Origin of the sequence: Bradyrhizobium sp. HKCCYLRH1034, from assembly GCF_051168375.1 — a bacterium.
In the GTDB taxonomy this organism is placed as follows: Bacteria; Pseudomonadota; Alphaproteobacteria; order Rhizobiales; family Xanthobacteraceae; genus Bradyrhizobium.
Genome location: NZ_JBNPUW010000004.1, coordinates 336,614 through 354,231 on the forward strand (window position 1 = coordinate 336,614; position 17,618 = coordinate 354,231).

Annotated in this window: 18 protein-coding genes; 4 read left to right on the forward strand and 14 right to left on the reverse strand. The window is 66.7% G+C overall.

Going from position 1 to position 17,618, the window contains the following annotated elements; genetic code table 11:
* Positions 1–117 precede the first annotated feature (117 nt).
* The 3 genes from ACQR0W_RS11860 to ACQR0W_RS11870 are packed head-to-tail and all read left to right on the forward strand — an operon-like array spanning position 118 to position 2,849.
* Positions 118–876 (forward strand): SDR family NAD(P)-dependent oxidoreductase, encoded by a 759-nt coding sequence (locus ACQR0W_RS11860; protein ID WP_315755637.1) that lies wholly within the window; start codon positions 118–120, stop codon positions 874–876.
* A 22-nt stretch (positions 877–898) separates the two neighbouring features.
* Positions 899–2,149, forward strand: coding sequence for an NAD(P)/FAD-dependent oxidoreductase (locus ACQR0W_RS11865; protein WP_315755636.1), 1,251 nt, complete (start codon positions 899–901; stop codon positions 2,147–2,149).
* A gap of 31 nt (positions 2,150–2,180) precedes the next feature.
* Entirely contained in the window at positions 2,181–2,849 is a 669-nt protein-coding gene (locus ACQR0W_RS11870) for an amino acid ABC transporter permease (RefSeq protein WP_315755635.1), read from the forward strand.
* Positions 2,850–2,983: 134 nt separating this feature from the next.
* Here ACQR0W_RS11870 and ACQR0W_RS11875 read toward each other — a convergent pair whose 3' ends face one another.
* The 9 genes from ACQR0W_RS11875 to ACQR0W_RS11915 form a co-directional block, all read right to left on the reverse strand.
* Positions 2,984–3,862, reverse strand: coding sequence for a transporter substrate-binding domain-containing protein (locus ACQR0W_RS11875; protein WP_315737759.1), 879 nt, complete (start codon positions 3,860–3,862; stop codon positions 2,984–2,986).
* A 133-nt stretch (positions 3,863–3,995) separates the two neighbouring features.
* The gene (locus ACQR0W_RS11880) at positions 3,996–5,009 is read right to left on the reverse strand and encodes a Na+-dependent transporter (RefSeq protein WP_316186930.1); all 1,014 of its coding nucleotides are present in this window, start codon (positions 5,007–5,009) and stop codon (positions 3,996–3,998) included.
* 102 nt (positions 5,010–5,111) lie between these two features.
* A complete protein-coding gene (locus ACQR0W_RS11885; protein ID WP_316170459.1) occupies positions 5,112–6,176 on the reverse strand; it encodes a ketopantoate reductase family protein in 1,065 nt (354 codons plus the stop codon).
* A 261-nt stretch (positions 6,177–6,437) separates the two neighbouring features.
* Positions 6,438–7,052 carry a YitT family protein gene (locus ACQR0W_RS11890; RefSeq protein ID WP_315712219.1) on the reverse strand — a complete coding sequence of 205 codons (615 nt, stop codon included), beginning with the start codon at positions 7,050–7,052 and terminating at the stop codon, positions 6,438–6,440.
* A gap of 25 nt (positions 7,053–7,077) precedes the next feature.
* Complete coding sequence (locus ACQR0W_RS11895) at positions 7,078–8,244, reverse strand: amino acid aminotransferase (protein WP_315751705.1); 1,167 nt, start codon at positions 8,242–8,244, stop codon at positions 7,078–7,080.
* Between the two features lie 191 nt (positions 8,245–8,435).
* Positions 8,436–8,765, reverse strand: a complete 330-nt coding sequence (locus ACQR0W_RS11900; RefSeq protein WP_315712215.1) for a hypothetical protein — start codon at positions 8,763–8,765, stop codon at positions 8,436–8,438.
* A gap of 78 nt (positions 8,766–8,843) precedes the next feature.
* The gene (locus tag ACQR0W_RS11905) at positions 8,844–9,200 is read right to left on the reverse strand and encodes a cupin domain-containing protein (protein ID WP_315712213.1); all 357 of its coding nucleotides are present in this window, start codon (positions 9,198–9,200) and stop codon (positions 8,844–8,846) included.
* Positions 9,201–9,382: 182 nt separating this feature from the next.
* Positions 9,383–10,345, reverse strand: a complete 963-nt coding sequence (locus ACQR0W_RS11910) for an alpha/beta hydrolase (protein WP_316186931.1) — start codon at positions 10,343–10,345, stop codon at positions 9,383–9,385.
* A gap of 44 nt (positions 10,346–10,389) precedes the next feature.
* Complete coding sequence (locus tag ACQR0W_RS11915; RefSeq protein WP_315712210.1) at positions 10,390–11,163, reverse strand: SDR family NAD(P)-dependent oxidoreductase; 774 nt, start codon at positions 11,161–11,163, stop codon at positions 10,390–10,392.
* Positions 11,164–11,376: 213 nt separating this feature from the next.
* On the opposite strand from ACQR0W_RS11915, the gene ACQR0W_RS11920 reads away from it, so the two are divergent.
* Positions 11,377–12,363 (forward strand): DUF2155 domain-containing protein, encoded by a 987-nt coding sequence (locus tag ACQR0W_RS11920; RefSeq protein WP_315751702.1) that lies wholly within the window; start codon positions 11,377–11,379, stop codon positions 12,361–12,363.
* 6 nt (positions 12,364–12,369) lie between these two features.
* Here ACQR0W_RS11920 and aat read toward each other — a convergent pair whose 3' ends face one another.
* From aat to accC, 5 genes are all read right to left on the reverse strand, one after another.
* Positions 12,370–13,050, reverse strand: coding sequence for a leucyl/phenylalanyl-tRNA--protein transferase (gene aat, locus ACQR0W_RS11925; RefSeq protein ID WP_315826859.1), 681 nt, complete (start codon positions 13,048–13,050; stop codon positions 12,370–12,372).
* Positions 13,051–13,109: 59 nt separating this feature from the next.
* A complete protein-coding gene (locus ACQR0W_RS11930; protein ID WP_315751700.1) occupies positions 13,110–14,198 on the reverse strand; it encodes a sensor histidine kinase in 1,089 nt (362 codons plus the stop codon).
* A complete protein-coding gene (locus tag ACQR0W_RS11935; RefSeq protein ID WP_172109443.1) occupies positions 14,195–14,632 on the reverse strand; it encodes a response regulator in 438 nt (145 codons plus the stop codon). The genes ACQR0W_RS11930 and ACQR0W_RS11935 overlap by 4 nt, the downstream gene beginning before the upstream one ends.
* The gene (locus ACQR0W_RS11940) at positions 14,629–16,149 is read right to left on the reverse strand and encodes a sensor histidine kinase (protein WP_315712204.1); all 1,521 of its coding nucleotides are present in this window, start codon (positions 16,147–16,149) and stop codon (positions 14,629–14,631) included. Before ACQR0W_RS11940 ends, ACQR0W_RS11935 begins: the two co-directional genes overlap by 4 nt.
* A gap of 115 nt (positions 16,150–16,264) precedes the next feature.
* Positions 16,265–17,614, reverse strand: coding sequence for an acetyl-CoA carboxylase biotin carboxylase subunit (gene accC / locus ACQR0W_RS11945; protein ID WP_315712202.1), 1,350 nt, complete (start codon positions 17,612–17,614; stop codon positions 16,265–16,267).
* Positions 17,615–17,618 lie beyond the last annotated feature (4 nt).

Genomic DNA, 17,618 nt, shown 5'->3' on the forward strand with positions numbered 1-17,618 from the left:
CTGAGGTAACAGGCAGTCCCGCGCGGCGGACATCGGCGCATGTCCGTCCGCGTGTTGGCATCGGCAGGTCCGGGACCTATAGTCCGCCCCGCGAAACGAGGGGCAGACCAGGGCGCGATGCGTGTCACCATCATCACCGGCAGCGGGGCCGGCATCGGCGCTGCCGTGGCGCGCCGCCTGGCCGCGCCGGGGCAGGCCGTGATGCTGCACGGGCAGGGGGCTGACGAACCGGGTCTCGCGCGTCTGCGGGACGTCGCCGCGGCGTGCCGGGAGGCCGGCGCCGAAGCCGAGTTTCATTGCGGTGACCTGGCCAGGCAGGGCGTTGCCACCGGTTTGGCGGCTGCGGCACGAACGCGTTTCGGCCGGATCGACGCGGTGGTGCATGCCGCTGGCTTTGCCGACCGCCGCAGCTTTCGCGATCTGCCGCGCGACGGGCTCGACCGCTCACTCGCAGTGATGCCGGCGGCCTTTCATGAACTCGCCAGCGCCGCGCTCCCTGACCTCGTGCAGAGCACCCATGCGCGCGTGGTCGCGATCTCCAGCTTCGTCGCGCACCGCTTCGTGCCGGGCGGCACCTTCCCGGCCTCGGCCGCCGCCAAGGCGGCGCTGGAGGCGCTGGTGAAATGTCTGGCCATCGAGCTGGCTGCGTGCGGCGGCACGGCGAATGTCGTCGTGCCCGGCTATACGCGCAAGGATGCGGGACGGCTCGGCTCGCTCGATCCGGCCGCGTGGCAGACGGCGGCGTCTGCCAATCCGCAACAGCGCCTTGCCGAGTCCGACGACATCGCCGCGGCTGTCGCCTTCTTGCTGTCGAAAGATGCCGGCCACGTCACCGGCGCGGTGCTGCCGGTCGATGGCGGCCTGACCCTGATGTAAACGGCGGATGGATCGAGAGACGATGGAGCGTATGCAGCAGACAGCCGACGTGGTCGTGCTGGGAGCGGGGATCGTCGGCGTCTCCTCCGCCTACGCCATCCGGGAGCGTGGGTTCTCGGTGGTGCTGGTCGACCGCAAGGCGCCGGGCGAGGAGACATCGTATGGCAATGCCGGCATTCTCTCCTCCGGCTCGATCCTGCCGCTCAACAAGCCCTCGCTGTTCTCGGCGCTGCCGTCCTATCTCCGCAATCGGAGTGCGGCCGTGCGCTGGGATCCATCGTGGACTCTGCGCAACCTCGAATGGGTGCTGCGCTTCCTCGCCAATGCCGTGGAGTCCCGCGTCAAGCCGCGCGCGACCGCGCTGCATGGCCTGATCGGCGCTTCGCTGACGCTGCATCGCGACTGGATCGTCCGATCTGGCGAGCCGCAGCGCATCCGCGAGACTGGCTGGCTCAAGGCGTGGCGCAGCGATGCGGTCGCAGCTGCCAAGGCCGAGCAGGCGTTCCTGGCCGAATATGGCATCAAGAGCGAGCTGCTCGACCGCCAGGGCATCTCGGCGCTCGAGCCGAATTTGCTGCCGGTCTACAAGGTCGGCCTGCTGCATAGCCAGACGGCGTCGGTCGATTCGCCCGGCAACGTCACCAAGGCCTATGCGCGCATGTTCGAGGGCGCGGGCGGCGTGCTGCGCCAGTCCGAGATCAGGGCCTTGCTGGCCGACGGCGATGGCTGGCGCGTCGTGCTCGGCGACGGCGAGATCCGCGCCCGCCAGGTCGTGGTCGCGCTCGGGCCGTGGTCGCCGGACATTCTCAGGTCGCTCGGCTACCGCGTGCCGATGGCGTTCGAGCGCGGCTATCACCAGGAGTTCACACCCAATCCGGCGCGCATGCTGCACCGTCCGATCCACGACGCCGAGGGCAGCTTCCTGATGACGCCGATGGAGAACGGCGTGCGCGTCACCTCCGGCGTCGAGCTGACCGATCGCGATGCGCCGTCGAATTTCGCCCAGCTCGAGCAGGTGGTGCCGCTGGCGCGCGGCGTGGTCGAGTTCGGCGAGGCCGTGGCCCAGCCCTGGCGCGGCGCGCGGCCGACCTTGCCGGATTCGCTGCCGATGATCGGGCCGGCGCCGCGCCATTCCGGCCTGTGGCTTGCATTCGGCAATCAGCACATCGGCTTCACCACGGGGCCGGCCACGGGCGCGGCGATCGCCGCGATGATCGCGGGCGAGGCGCCGCCGTTCGACGCCTCCGCCTTTGCTCCGAGCCGGTATCTGTGAGGGGCCGCGACCGCGTCACGCCGGAGCTGCGATGAACTATACCTGGGATTTCGCCATCCTCGCCAAGTACAGCCATCTGTTCTGGGTGGGGCTCGGCTGGACGATGGCGTACACGCTCGGCACCATCCTGCTCGGCTCGGTGATCGGGCTCGTCGTCGGCATCGTCAGGCTGCGCCGCCCGGTGGTGATCGACTGGCTGCTGATCGGCTATATCGAGCTGTTCCGCTGCACGCCGCTGCTGGTGCAGATCATCTGGTTCTACTACGCGTTCCCGGTGGTGATCGGCATCAACATTCCGGCGCATGTCGCCGCCGTCACCGTGCTGTCGCTCTATGCCGGGGCGTTCTATGCCGAGATCGTGCGCGGCAGCATCGAGAGCGTGCCGCGCGGGCAGTGGGATGCGGCGCGCGCGCTGGGTCTGCGTCCGTGGCGGATGATGCGGCTCGTGATCCTGCCGCAGGCGCTGAAGCCGATGCTGGCGCCTTACGTCAACCAGTCGGTGACGCAGTTGAAGAACACCTCGCTGGTGTCGGTGATCGCGGTGCCGGATCTCGTCTACAACGCGACGCTGATCAACGCCGACACGTATCGGCCGCTCGAGGTTTACACCATCATCGCGCTGATCTATTTCGCGATCCTGTTTCCGGCGACGCTGCTCGGCCGCCGCTTCGAGCGCGGCATGACCTACGACAAGGCGTGAGGCGATACATCATCGAATGCCTCCGTCGTTGCGAGCGAAGCGTAGCAATCCAGGGCGGCACGCGCGGTCCTGGATTGCTTCGTCGCTGCGCTCCTCGCAATGACGGTAGGAGAGAGCGTGGCTTCGCTTAGATATTAGATATTCACTTCGACCGGCACGTCCTCGGCCTTGACGCCGGCCAGCCCCAGGCCCTTGACGAACCATTCGCGCATCTGGCCGATGCCGCGGTTGTAGTCGATCCACACCGCGAGGAAGTCGCGCCAGCGCTTGTCGGCCTCGCGGCGCACGCCCATGCTGGAGGGGATCGCGACCGAGGGCGACTGCAGGATCTTGTAGGTGCCGAGATTGGGGTTCTTGGCGATCGCGGTGAGGCCCAGGATCAGCGCGTTGACGACGACGTCGACGCGGCCCGATGCCATCTCCAGCATCACCTCGTCGCGCGACTTCAGCGACTTGATGGTCGCGTTCGGCGCAAAACGGCGCGCCACCGCCTCGTTGGCCGAGCCGACGTCGACGGCGATCTTCACTTCCGGCTTGTTGATGTCGGCCCAGGTCTTGGCCTCCATCCCCTTCTTCAGCATCGCGCCGAACGGATGCGGAAACACCGTGCCGCAGAAGTCGATGACCAGCGCGCGCTGCGGCGTCGGGTTGAGCGCGAAGCCAAGATCGATCTTGCCGGCCTGCAGGTCGAGCACCGAATTGCCGTAGGTCGACTCGACATATTCGAGCTTCACGTCGAGCAGCTTGGCGATGTCGTTGGCCATCTCGATCGAGAAGCCCGACCACGTTCCGGAGGCGAGGTCCTTGTTGAAATAGGGCAGCTCGCCCGGCAGCACGGCGATGCGCAGCACCTTGTTGGCGCGGACCCGGTCGAGCGTGTTGTCGGCCGCTTGCGCCGAGGCGGGCGTCGTCGTCATGGCGGACGCGAGCGCGGCACCGGAGCCGATGGCGAGCGCGTAGCGCAGCGCATCGCGGCGGTCTTCGGAAATTTTCTGATCGTCTGACGTGGTCACATAATCCTCCTGCACCAACAGGCACGGAGCGTAGCGCCGGCCTTGCACGCCAGCAACAACCATGTCGGCCTTGATAGTAAGCGGCTGGCCGTCGCGTCATGCCGGAGCGGCCGCGTGCCGTTGCTGCTTTGCCTCATTCCGATGCAGGATTGATCAAGCCGTGATCGGTCCCGCCCGATGGAAGCGGCTTTGGACGCAGGCGCTCGGCGAGAGGGCGCAACAGTTGCGGCGCAAGGTGGATCGGGAACTGGCTCATCGCGAAATACAGCCAGGTGGTGCCGGGGATCGCGCCCTCGGTCGCCGCGAGCATCAGCCCCATGTTGCGTAGCGACACCATCATGCCGAGCGCCATCGCGCGTTCGCGCCCCGCGCCGCGAAACAGCAGCATCGTGGTACCAAGCAACAGGAAGAACACGGTGAAGGCGAGCAGCGCCAGTCCCAGCATGCGGAACGGGCTGGCGGCCAGGTCGGCCAGGAAATGGGCCATGATGGCGGACGCGAACACGAACAGGATGAGGACGTTGAAGCCGTCGATCGGCGCGCGGTGGCGGCGGATCGTCGCGATGCCGAGGGCAAGGCGGATCGCGGCGGCCGCCGCCAGGGCGCCCGCAAGGATGGCGGCGAGCTTCAGCCCGAGCGCGGCCGGAGACAGTGACAATGTCTCGCCCAAAAACACATAGGCGAACAGCGGCGCCGTCAGCGGCACCAGCGCGGTCGAGGTCACCAGCGTGATGAGAACCAGCGTCGCGTCGAGCCCCATCAGCGCGGCGAGTGCGGGCGAGGCCATCATCGGCGAGGCCGTCCCCTGCAGCATCAGCGCGAGATACAGGTCGGGCGCGACGGCATCGACGCCGGCGATGCGCCCAATCGTGCCGACCAGCGTCGGCACGGCGATCGTGGTCCATGCGGTCGCGGCCACCACCAGCAGCGGGCGGCGCAGATGCGCTGTTAGCATCGCGACGTCGACGCGCATGAAGGAGATGCAGAGCAGCAGGAAGATCGCCTGTGTGACGTAGGGCCGCGCCAGCTCGCCCAGCGGCGGCACGGCGATTGCCGCCAGCAGAACCGCGACGATGGCGCGGGTGCCCTGATTGCCGAGCCAGCTCAGGGCCTGCAGAGGAAAAGCGAGAGGCCCGAAGGACGGCATCTTCATTCCGAACGATGGGAATCAATGAACGCGCGAACCATGCGTCGGCCGCGCGTTCATGCAAAGTCACATCTGGTTACGGACGATGTCGGCGCCTGCGCATCACTGCGCGCTGGAGCCGCCGACCACGATCTTCTCGTTGAGCTTGAAGTCGACCGTCTGCACCGTCTGCTCGATCTCGGGGTTGGGCATGCCGAGCTGCTGCGAGATCAGCTTCACCAGAAGGTCGACGCGCTCGATGAACGGCGCGCCCGCGGCGACGGCGCGCGCGGCCGATGACGGCTTGAGCAGGCTCTCGGCCGCCTTGGCGTATTTCTCGAACGGCACCTGGTCGCTCGGATCGGCGCCGAGCTTGCGGGCGATGGCATCGACATGCTCATAGATCGATTTCGACTGGGCGAGATTGCCATGAACGGCATCGCGGATCGCCTGCGGTTCACCGCGGGTGATGCAGCGGTAGTTGCCGGTGAGCAGCATCGACCACTTCGCCAGCGGCACGAACAGCGAGTCGAACACCTTCAGCTTCACGGGCACGTCCTGGCCGTCGAGCCTGACCGCGTCGATGTCGCGCTCCAGCTCGCGGAGCAGCGCGTTGTGCGTCTCGTCCTCGAACGCGGCGGCCTTGAAGTTGGTCGGCAGGCCGACATGCAGCACGTTGGCGGCTTCCTCCGGCGGACGGAAGGCCTGCGGATCCGGCGAGCACAGCGTGACCAGCCCGGGCGTGAAGCGCTCCCACACCGCGGGATTGGTGTAGGCCTCGTCGAGGTCGACGTTGGCGAGCGCCGGGATGCGTTTGAGATAGGGCAGCGGCGGCATGTTCATGATCGAGAGGCACGGCAGCTTGGCCTCGGCGATCTTCACCATCAGCACGCGAATGGTGTGGTTGGTGTACTGTGGCTCCTGCATCGCAAGACCGACCAGGTCGTAGCGCGACAGGTCGACGCTATCGGGCGTGGCCGCGTCGAGCTTGCCCGGCAGGTCGCGCGAGAAGATCGAGCGATGCGCCGGCTCGTCGCGCAGCTTGATGCGGACTTCCGTGCCGTCGCGGTTGATCAGCTCGGCTGTCTTCTTGCGGCAGACCAGCGTCACGTTGTGGCCGGCCATCAGCAGCTTGGTGCCGAGGAGGGAGCCGTAGGAGGCCCCGAGAATCAGAATGTTGCGTGCCATACCTTGGTCGTCCCCAGAGATCGGTTCGAGATTTTGCGTTCGCGTTTCTTGTTGGCGATCCAGCCGTACCGACGAGTCCGTCAGGCGTCCGGCAGGAGCGGACGGATGCGGTAACCCATTGCCTCGGTTGCTGGCATACCAGAGCTTTCATCCCACGGAATGCGCCGTCTGGCAAGGTGCAGCGCACTCGTGCGGCATCCGGCGCGTGTCACGGTGGGGCTATCCGAGCGCAGATCGACCGTGCGCTTGGAGCTCGGCCGTTCAGCTCAGCGCCATATAGCGCCCCGGCTTGTGGTTGATCGCGATGATGACGTTGACGATCACGATGCCGAGGATCGACAGCGCCAGCCGGTTCACGGGGATGACGAAGAATGCGGCGATCATGATGAGGAAATCGACGGCGAGCTGGAAATAGCCGGCGCGGATCTTCCAGTGCTCCTGCAGATACAGCGCCAGAATGTTGATCCCGCCAAGCCCGGTGCGATGCCGGAACAGCATCAACAGGCCGGTCCCGGTCAGGCCGGCGCCGATTACGGTGGCATAGATCGGATCGATATGGCTGATGTCGATCCATGACGTCGTCAGCCGTGAGAACAGGGCGACGAGCCCGACCGCGACAAAGGTGCGGATCGTGAACGGCCAGCCCATGCGCCGGACGGCCAACGCATAGAACGGCAGATTGATCAGGAAGAAGCTGACGCCGAAACCATAGCCGCTGATGTAGCTCAACAGCAGCGACAGACCGGCGGTGCTGCCGACCAGCAGCACCGTCTTGCTGTAGATCAGCATGCCGAGCGACACGAACAGCGTGCCCAGCGTCAGCGCCATCGCGTCCTCGTAGAGCTTGTGCCGCTCCTGAGCGACGATCTCTGTCACGGCCTTGATCCTTGCAGGCGATGTTTCAAAGCGACTTGAACAGGCCGGCAACGCGCGCGACGTCGGCGAGCTTCAGGCCTGCAATGTTGATGCGGCCCGAGGTCGGCATGTACACGCCGTGCTTTTCGCGCAAAGTCATGACCTCGGCCGGCGTCACCGGCAGCAGCGAGAACATGCCTTCCTGGACGCCGATCGCGATCGTGTTGGACCAGCGCCCGCCGAGCGCCTCGGCAAAAGAGCGGCGCAGCGCGGCGAGGCGCTGGCGCATCGTCTCGAGCTCGCTGCTCCAGTCGGCATAGAGGTCCGGCGTGTCGAGAATCGTCTTGACGATCGCCGAGCCATGGTCGGGCGGCATCGAATAGCTGGTGCGGGCGATGGAGACGAGATTGGAGCGCGCGGTCTCGGCTGCGGCCTGTGCCGAGGCGACGGCGTAGAGCGCGCCGGTCCGCTCGCGGTAGAGTCCGAAGGACTTCGAGCAGGACACCGCCAGCAGCGCCTCGGGCACGGCCGCGACCATTGCCCGCAGGCCGGCGGCATCGCCCTCGAGACCGGCGCCAAAACCCTGATAAGCGGAGTCGATCAGCGGCACGAGGCCACGCGCGGCCATCACGGCGGTGATGCGCGCAAAGTCCTCGGTGCTGAGCGGGGCGCCGGTCGGGTTGTGGCAGGAGGCGTGGATCAGGACGGCGTCGCCGGGCGCGGCGCGCTGCAGCGCCTCCAGCATGCGGTCGAGCTGCAGCGTCTGCGACGGAACGTCGAAGTAGGGATAGGTCTCGACCTCGAGCCCCGCCGCGGCGAAGATGCCGGCGTGGTTGGGCCAGCTCGGCAGTCCGAGCCAGATCTTGCCGGTGCCGGCCTGGCGGATCAAATCGGCGGCGAGGCGGAGCGCACCCGAGCCGCCCGGGGTCTGCACGCCTGCGGCATGGACCGAGGGCGCGGGGCCGCCGACGAGCGACCACAACAGGTCGAGGAAGAGCTGGTCGCCTTCCGGCGCCACATAGCTCTTGCTGTCCTGGCTCTCCCAGATGATGCGCTCCGCAGCTTTCACAGCGCGGAAGATCGGCGAATGGCCGGCCTCGTCGCGATACACGCCGACGCCGAGATCGACCTTGTCGGCTCTCGGGTCAGCCTTGAAGATGCCGATCAGAGCGAGCAGGGGATCCTCGGGCTGGCGGGTCAAGCGGTCGAACATCGGGGCGATCCTATTGGAGGAGGGGCCTGCCAGACGGCCATAAGCCGTCCTTGCGGGCGACGGGACACTATCTCGGTTGCAGCGCAAGAACAGCGGACATTTCGGCGATGCTCCGCTTCGTTCGCTGCATGGGCGGCCGTTGCGCCCTCAGAACTTGCCGTGGCCCGCCTGAGCGAACTGAGCGACAAGCGTCAGCGACTGCCTTCTGAGCCAGAACGGGGCTCGGGAGCCGGCTGTGGGGACTCGTTGCGGATCTTGCGCGCGCGCCTGGCGGCAAGCTGTGAGCGAACCCTGCCATCGACTTTGCGGCCTGTCGCACGTTGCCATTTCCGAAGCTCGGCCGCGGTCAGGATCACTTTCACGATCCGCTCGTCCGGGCGACTGCCGATCGTGTCGATGACCTCCTGAGCGCTGGCCAGCCATTCTTCATAAGTGTCGTGCAGATCCGGGCAGATCCGCCTGATGTCCTCCCACTCTTCGGGCTTGAACCAAGCCAGCGCAATCTCCAGAGTTGGCTCCATGTTTATCCTGCTCACCTGTCCGCTCTGAATGATATCTCAAGCTCGCGGAGGCCCGAAGGTCTGACGCCTTCTGGCGAGTCAGATGCGCGGCTTGGGCGCGGGCACCCGGTCGGAGTCGCCGGAGTTCGGTTCGCCCTTGGGTTCGATCAGGAGCACCTTGACCTCCTTGGCCGCGCGCGGCCGGTGGACGACCCCTTTGGGGACGACGAACAACTCGCCGGCCTTCACCGTCCGCGACGGCTGCCCCTGAATGTCCATCTCCATCTCGCCTTCGAGGACCAGGAAGAAGTCATCCGTCGTGTCATGCTTGTGGAACGGGAATTCTCCCATGAACTTCACGACCATCACGTCATTGTCGTTGTAGTCCGCGACCACGTGCGGGTCCCAATGGCCTGAGAATTGGCTCAGCTTGTCGGCGAGGTTCACGGTCTTCATGTGGGAGTCTCCTGCTGCGAGGAATGAAATGTGAGCTGTCCAGTCGTCCCGGCCGGCTTGCGCGGGATGTAGCTGCTGCTCGAGCGCGAGCAAGCCGATCTCACACGCGACGACTTCGGCCGCATGTGAGCACGACCCGCGAACTCGCGGGTCGGTGCGTTCTGAGCTCAGCGCGGTAACGCTCAGATGCCGCCGGGCCGGTCGAGCTGCTTCAGCCAGGCGCCGATGTCGCGTGCGGCGACATTGGCCTGGTCGAGCAGCTTGCCCATCGTAAAGAAGCCGTGGAATTGGCCGGGATGGTTGCGATGCGTCACCGGCACGCCGGCCTCGCGCAAGCGGCGCGCGTAGTCGTCGCCCTCGTCGCGCAGCGGATCGGCGCCGGCCGTGAGCACATAGGCGGGCGGTAGCCCGGCTAGGGTTTCCGCCTTCGCCGGGGAGGCCCGCCAATCGTGGATGTCGGCGGCACTGTTGAGATAATGGTCGCGAAACCAGCGGATCACCGAATGCGTCAGCAGCACGCTGGTCTCGGGCTCGCTGTGCGAGGGATGGCTCATCGAAAAGTCGGTGGCCGGATAGATCAGCACCTGGCCTGAGAGCTTCGGGCCCTTGCCGTCACGCGCCAAGAGCGCGACGACGGCGGCGAGATTGCCGCCGGCGGAATCGCCGCCGACGCTGAGCCTGGCGGCATCGATGCCGAGCGCGGCAGCATTGTCGGCGATCCATCGTATGGCCGCGGCGGCGTCGTCGACCGCGGCCGGAAACTTGTGCTCGGGCGCGAGGCGGTAGTCGACCGAGATCACGATCAGTTCGCCTTCGTGCGCCAGCGCGCGGCAGACCACGTCATGCGACTCCAGATTGCCGATCACCCAGCCGCCGCCGTGATAGAACACCAATCCTGGTGCAAGACCGTTGGTCTGCCGCACCGTCCTTGGTCGATAGAGCCGTGCCGGGATTGTGCCATGCGGGGCAGGGATGGCGAGGTCCTTGACGTCCGCAAGCTCGGGCGGCTCGGGATTGCTCACGACGCGCGCGGCCAGGTAGTAGTCCCGCGCCTCCTGTGGTGTCAGCGTCTCATAGGCCGGCCGACCGGCCTCCTGAAATGCTTTGTAGACGGCAGCGGCATCGACATCGAGTTGCACGGGCATTGCAAAAACCTGTCGGGTTGAAAGACGGTCAAGTTGAAGGGACGTCAGGCGGCGGTGCGGCCGCCATCGACGGTGTAGGCCGCGCCGGAGACGTAGCTGGCATCGTCGGAGGCGAGGAAGGCGACGATCGAGGCGACCTCCGCGCCCTGGCCGAGCCGGCGCGCGGGGACGCGATCGACCACCTTGTCGGCCGGAACCGCGGCGCCGCTGCGCCCTTCGATGATCGCGCTCAGCATGCGGCTCTCGATCAGCCCGGGGCAGATGCAGTTCACACGGACATTGGTGCCGGTGCACTCCCAGGACGCGCTCTTGGTCAGGCCGATGACCGCGTGCTTGCTGGCGCTGTAGACGGCGATCTGCGGCGAGCCGATCAGGCCGGCGATCGAGGCGGTGTTGATGATCGAGCCGCGGTTCTGCTTCAGCATCACCGGCAGCACGTGCTTGAGGCCGAGGAAGACGCCGACGACGTTGACGTCGAGCACGCGACGGAACGCCTCCAGCGGATATGCGGTGATCGGCTTGATCTCGCCTTCGATGCCGGCATTGTTGAAGAACACGTCGATGGTGCCGAACCGATCGCACGCTTGTCGCACATAAGCCGCGACCTGGTCCTCGTCGGTGACGTCGGCGGCCACGGCGAGCGCCTCGGCGCTCGCCGGCAGGGCGGCCGTCGCGGCGGCGAGATCGGCCTCGCGCCGGTCCACGGCGACGATGCGGGCCCCGCGCGCGGCCAGCAACCGCATGGTCGCGGCGCCGATGACGCCGGCCGCGCCGGTAACGACGGCCACTCGGCCGTCGAGACGGATCGAATCAGACATCGATTTCCTTCCCTTTGGCGCCGGTTCCGATCCGGCTCTTGATCACGACTATCTCATTGGAAGAACCGGCTGACCAGCACGCGGAGTGCTGGCAGCTCGCCCTTCCCCCGCCGTATTCGACATGTTAACGGGAGGGCTGATCGAGAGCGGCGGATGGGTCATGACGCGATTTGATTGTCCTGAACCCCGATTCGCCTGATAAAGCCGCGCGAGATGCACCGAACAATCGTCCTGACCGGTATCGCGGCATTGCTGGCCGCCACATCCCTCACGCTGTCCGTGCCGGCGCGCGCGCAGATCGGTACCATTTTCTCCGATCCCGTTCCGCGCCCGCCGGGCAACATTCCGCGCCGTGGCGAGCCGATTCCGCCTCCTGAGGAAGAGGAGGAGATCCCGGAGCTGCCGCAGGGCCGGGTGCTGCCGGCGCCAACCCGTCCGCCGCCGGGGCAGGGCGCCGCCCTGCCGGGTCCGGTCCAATCCCAGCCGCTGGCGCCGCCGCCGGGAACGACGATCCTGCCACAGAACAATCCTCCGGTCGCGGCCGTGCCGCCACCCGGCCAGCCGGGGGCTGCGCCTGGTCAGCGGCAGGCACCGCCACGCGGCGCACCCCAGAATGCGGCGATCCCGCCGAACGGCGCGGTACCGCAGACCCCGGCCACCATCCAGCCGGGCGACGAGGTCGTGACCGAACCGCCGGCGCAGAAGATCGTCAACAAGAAGGCGAGCTTCTCCGGGCTCGACAAGATCACCGGCCGCATCATCAATTTCGACGAGGATATCGGCGAGACCGTGCAGTTCGGGGCGCTCCGGGTAAAGACCGACGCCTGCTACACGAGGCCAGCCACCGAGGCCGCCAACACCGACGCGTTCGTGCAGGTCGACGAGATCACGTTGCAGGGCGAGGTGAAGCGCATCTTCTCGGGCTGGATGTTCGCGGCTAGCCCCGGTCTGCACGGCGTCGAGCACCCGATCTACGACATCTGGCTGGTCGACTGCAAAGAGCCGCAGACCACGGTCGTCAGCGCCGCGCCGGATCAGAAGCCGGCCGCGGCGCCGCAGCCTGCGCAAAAGCGTCCGCCGCAGCAGCGGCAGGCGGCGCCCAGGCCGCCATCGCCGCCGCAGCAGTATCAGACCCAGCAGGTGCCGCCACCACCGCCGCCGCCCCAGGCGGGCGGACCGTTCGGCGGAGTGTTCAGATAACCTCGCTCAGCCGCGCGCTGCGATGATCGCGAGTGCCTCGGTGCCCGAGATCGGCCGATCAACCGCCAGCCTGGCGAAATTGGCGGCCGGCCCCCTCAGGGCCTTTTCGAGCAGCACGGTGTAGCGCCGGCGCGGGATCTCGACGGCGCCGAAGGTCTTGAGGTGCTCGGTGACATATTGGGTGTCGAGCAGCTCGAAGCCCCCGGCGATCAGCCGCGCGACGAGATGCACCAGTGCGACCTTCGAGGCGTCGCGGGTGCGGTGAAACATGCTCTCGCCGAAGAAGGCGCGGCCCAGGCTGACGCCGTAGAGGCCGCCCACCAGCTCGCCATCCTGCCAGCATTCGACGCTGTGGCAATGGCCGAGCGCGTGGAGGCCGCTGTAGAGCTCGCGGATACGCTTGTTGATCCAGGTGTCCTCGCGGCCGGGCTGCGGCTCGGCGCAGCCATCCAGCACCGCCTTGAACGCCTGGTTCACGGTCACGGCGAAGGCATCCGACCGGACCGTGCGCGCAAGGCGCGAGGCGACGCGAAAGCCGTCGAGAGGAATGACGCCGCGCAGCTCCGGCTCGACCCAGAACAAGGTCGGGTCGTCAGCGCTTTCGGCCATCGGGAAGATGCCGCAGGCATAGGCACGCAGCAGGACCTCGGGCGTGATCTCGGACGCTGCAGAGTCGCGCGTATTCATGGGACCAGCATAGCAGGCCGATGCCGGGCGCGCGATGGTCGCGTGCCGGCTGCGTCGGCTCAGCCGACCGCGGCAGCCGCGGGCTTGGGAGTATCTTTTTCGAGGCGGAAGCGGACCACGATCTTGGTGCCAGCATGGCTCGGATCGGGGCCGACGGTGGCGTCGAGCTTGGTCGCCATGGCGCTGACGATGCGCTGGCCCATTCCGGTCGAGCGCGGATCGCTGGTTGCGTTCAGGCCGACGCCGTTGTCGGCGATCGACAGCACGATGTCCCCGCCTGCAAGCTTAAGCTCGACGTGGATCGGGCCCGGCCCATCGGGGTAGGCGTATTTGACCGCGTTCATGACCAGCTCGTTGACGACGATACCGATCGCGACCGCGCGATCCGGGTCGATCTCGACCGGCTCCGCCTTCAGGGTCAGCCGCGACATCCGGTTGCCCTCGGCCGAGCGGCGCAAGTCGTCGAGCAGCGAATCCAGATACTGGTTGAGCAGCACGCTCTTGAGATCCTGAGACGTGTAGAGGCGGCGGTGCACCTGCGCCACGGCGGCGACGCGGCCCATTGCATTGGTGAGCGCGGCCTTGACGTCGTCCTGGGTGCTGGAGTTGGCCTGAAGATGCAGCAGCGAGGCGATGATCTGCAGCGAATTGCCGACGCGGTGATTGACCTCGCGCAGCAGGACCTCGCGCTCGGCCGCCAGCGCCGCGTAGCGGTCGCGTGATGCCCGCACTTCCGCCTCCGCCTCGTCGCGGGCCTTCTGCAGCCGGGCCTGGCGCACCGCGCCTTCGGCCGCGACCTGCAGCAGGGGAATGAACTCGCCCTGCACGTCCTTGACCAGGTAGTCGGCCGCGCCGGCCTTCAGGGCCGTGACCGCGATCTTGGAATCCTGTGAGGCGGTGACGAACACCACCGGCGGCGGTTCCGGCAGCGCCATGATGCGCTCCAGCGTCTCGAGCCCGTCGAAGCCTGGCATGTACTGGTCGAGCGCCACGACGTCGATGCCGCCGCGCTCCAGCCGCTGCAAGCCCGCGCTGCCGTCGGCGGCGTGTTCCACCGTGAAGCCCAATCGCTTGAGCCCGCGCTCGACCAGCCGCGCGAGCGCTGCGTCGTCGTCGATATAGAGCAGCGTGGGGGCGGCGGAGCTCATGCGGCGGGCGGAACCTGGATGACGGAGAAGAACAGGCCGAGTTGGCGAATGGCGTTGGCGAAGCTTTCGTAGTTGACCGGCTTGGTGATGTAGACGTTGCAGCCGAGTTCGTAGCAGCGCTTGATCTCCTGCGAGTCGTCCGTCGTGGTGAGGATGACCACCGGCGCGCTCTTCAGGAAACTGTTCTGCTTGACCATCTTGAGGATGTCGATGCCGGTCATGTCCGGCAGGTTCAGGTCGAGCAGGATCAGCAATGCGTGCCCCTTGTGATCAAGGCCGGTGCCGTCAGCACCCAGCAGATACTTCACGGCATCTGTACCATTGGTGAACGGCTTGATCTCGTTGTTGACGCCGGACCGGCGGATGTTGCGCTCGATCAGGCGGGCGTGGCCTTCGTCGTCCTCGATCATGATGATCGTCACGGGCATGGTCATCGGTCTGAGTTCCGGTTTGAGGCGTTCCAGTTGATCGGGAGCGTGATGGTGAACGTGCTGCCCTGGTCTAGCTCCGACGCGACCGACATGGTTCCGCCGAGCCGGCGCACCAGCGCGCGGACATGCGCCAATCCAATCCCCTGACCCGGACGGTCCTGGGTTCCGGCGCGACGGAAAAGATCAAAGATACGTTGATGATCCCTGGGATCAATCCCCCGGCCGTTGTCCGTAACCTCGAAGATGGCAAAACCGAGCTTGGTACGGGCGCGAATGGCGATGTCGCCGGGAACGCCCGGCTTGAGATATTTGATCGCGTTGTCGATCAGGTTGGAGAAGATCTGCTCCAGCGCCAGGCGGTCGCTGACGATGGCCGGCAACGGTTCCACGCGGATGGTGGTGTCGGTTTCCGCCGCCTGATGCGCCAGGGTCGAGACGATGCCCTCGATCAGCTCGCGGGTATCGATCCGCACCGGCACGAACTCGCGGCGGCCCTCGCGGGTCAGGTTGAGGATGGCCGTGATCAGCCGGTCCATCTTGGCGATCGAGGATTTGATGAAGCCGAGCGCCTCGCTGAAATCCTCCGACAGCTGCTGGTCGGCGCCTTCGAGCTCGGGCTCGGCGCCTTCCGCCGGCGGCGGCGCGTCGGAGGCCGCCCGCGCCAGCGTTGCGATCCGCCGGAAGATGTCGTTGCGCAGCTCGTCGAGCTCGCTGGTGAAGCCCATGATGTTGACGAGCGGCGAGCGCAGGTCGTGGCTCACGATATAGGCGAAGCGCTGGATCTCCTCATTGGCCTCGCGCAGGTCCGCGGTGCGCTCGTCGACGGTGGCTTCGAGGTTGAGGTTGCTCTCGCGCAGCCTGGCCTCGGCCTCGTCGCGCGCGCTGGTCGAGCGGCGCACAAGGAGCACCGAGATGATCGCGAGCAGGACGACCAGGGCCGAGCCAGTCACCGTCACGACGGTCGCCAGCTGCTGGCTGCGGTCGGCATTGGCGGTGCGCAGCACGAACAGCCGCTCTTCCTCCAGCCGCATGCGATTGGCGAGATCGCGGATGTTGATGCTGGTGTTGCCGGAAGCGGCGCTCCGCACGAGCGCGGCGGCGGCGGCGAGGTCACCCTGCGCGGCCAGTTCCTTCTCCCGCCTGAACTGGCCGAGGCGGGTGTCGATTTCGGCGCGGACCTGGCGGAGCAGCTCGACCTGGGCAGGATTGTCGGCCACGAGTGTTCCGAGCTTGTCGAGCACCGGCGCGATCGCGGTGACGGCGGCGTCGTGATCCGTCAGAAACGTATTGTCCTGGGTCAGCAGGTAGGCGCGGGCGCCGCTCTCGGCCCGGCGGACCTCGAGCAGCAGCGCGTTGATCTGGTTCTCCGCCTCGATGGTGTGCACCACCCAGGCGTTGTCTTTGCGGGCCTTGTTGACGAGCAGCACCGAGGCCGTGCTGACGACGACCAGCACCAGGAATCCCGCCGACAGCAGCAGGATTTGTCCCAGCGTGCGCCTTTGTCCAATCTCAGGCGCCACCGCTCACTCGCATGCCAATTGAAATACCTGCCCCCTCAGCGGAACCGCCGAAAGAGCAGAACGCAGTGCGGGCTGGAGGGTTCCGGCGCGTCAGTGGAATTTTGCGGTTAGCCGCTCACTCCGCCTTCTGGCCAGCGAGGTACTGTTCGAGCCAGTGGATGTGATAGTCGCCATCGATGATGGCCGGCTCGCGGACAAGGGCCCTGAACAGCGGCAGCGTGGTCTCGATGCCGTCGACGACCATCTCGTCCAGTGCGCGCCGCAGCCGCATCAGGCATTCGACCCGGGTCTTGCCGTGGACGATCAGCTTGCCGACCAGCGAGTCGTAATAGGGCGGGATCACGTAGCCCTGGTAGACGGCAGAGTCGATGCGGACGCCGAGGCCGCCAGGCGGGTGGTACTGCAGGATCTTGCCCGGCGAGGGCCGGAAGGTGACAGGGTTTTCCGCATTGACGCGGCACTCGATGGAGTGGCCGTTGATGACAACCTGGTCCTGGGTCATCGGCAGGTCGCCGCCGGCGGCGATGCGGATCTGCTCCAGCACGAGGTCGATCCCGGTGATCATCTCCGTGACGGGATGCTCGACCTGGATGCGGGTATTCATCTCGATGAAATAGAATTCGCCGTCCTCGTAGAGGAATTCGATGGTGCCGACGCCGATATATTTCAGCTCCTGCATCGCCTTGGCGACGGTGTTGCCGATCTTGGCCCGGGCCGCTGCGTCAAGCACCGGGGAGGGGCCTTCCTCCCAGACCTTCTGATGGCGCCGCTGCAACGAGCAGTCGCGCTCGCCGAGATGGATGGCGCCGCCGCGGCCGTCGCCGAGCACCTGGATCTCGATGTGACGCGGCTTCTGCAGATACTTCTCCAGATAGACCGAGGCGTCGCCGAACGCCGATCTCGCCTCGTTGGCCGCTGTGGTCAGCGCCAGCTGTAGGTCGGCCTCGGTGTGGGCGACCTTCATGCCGCGGCCGCCGCCGCCGGCGGCTGCCTTGACCAGCACCGGGAAGCCGATCTCCTTGGCGATCGCCATCGCGTCGTGGTCCGGAGTGACAGCGCCATCCGAGCCTGGAACGACGGGAATGCCCAGCCGCTTGGCCGTCTTCTTGGCCTCGATCTTGTCGCCCATCAGGCGGATGTGCTCCGCCTTCGGCCCGATGAAATGCAGATTGTGGTCCGCGAGAATCTCGGCGAAGCGCGCGTTCTCCGACAGGAAGCCGTAGCCGGGATGCACGGCGTCGGCGCCGGTGATCTCGCAGGCGGCGAGCAGGGCGGGAATGTTGAGATAGCTGTCCTTCGACGGCGGCGGCCCGATGCAGACGCTTTCGTCCGCGAGGCGGACATGCATCGCATCGGCGTCGGCGGTGGAATGCACCGCGACGGTGGAGATACCGAGCTCCTTGCAGGCCCTGAGGATGCGAAGGGCGATTTCGCCGCGATTGGCGATGAGGATCTTGTCGAACATGGTG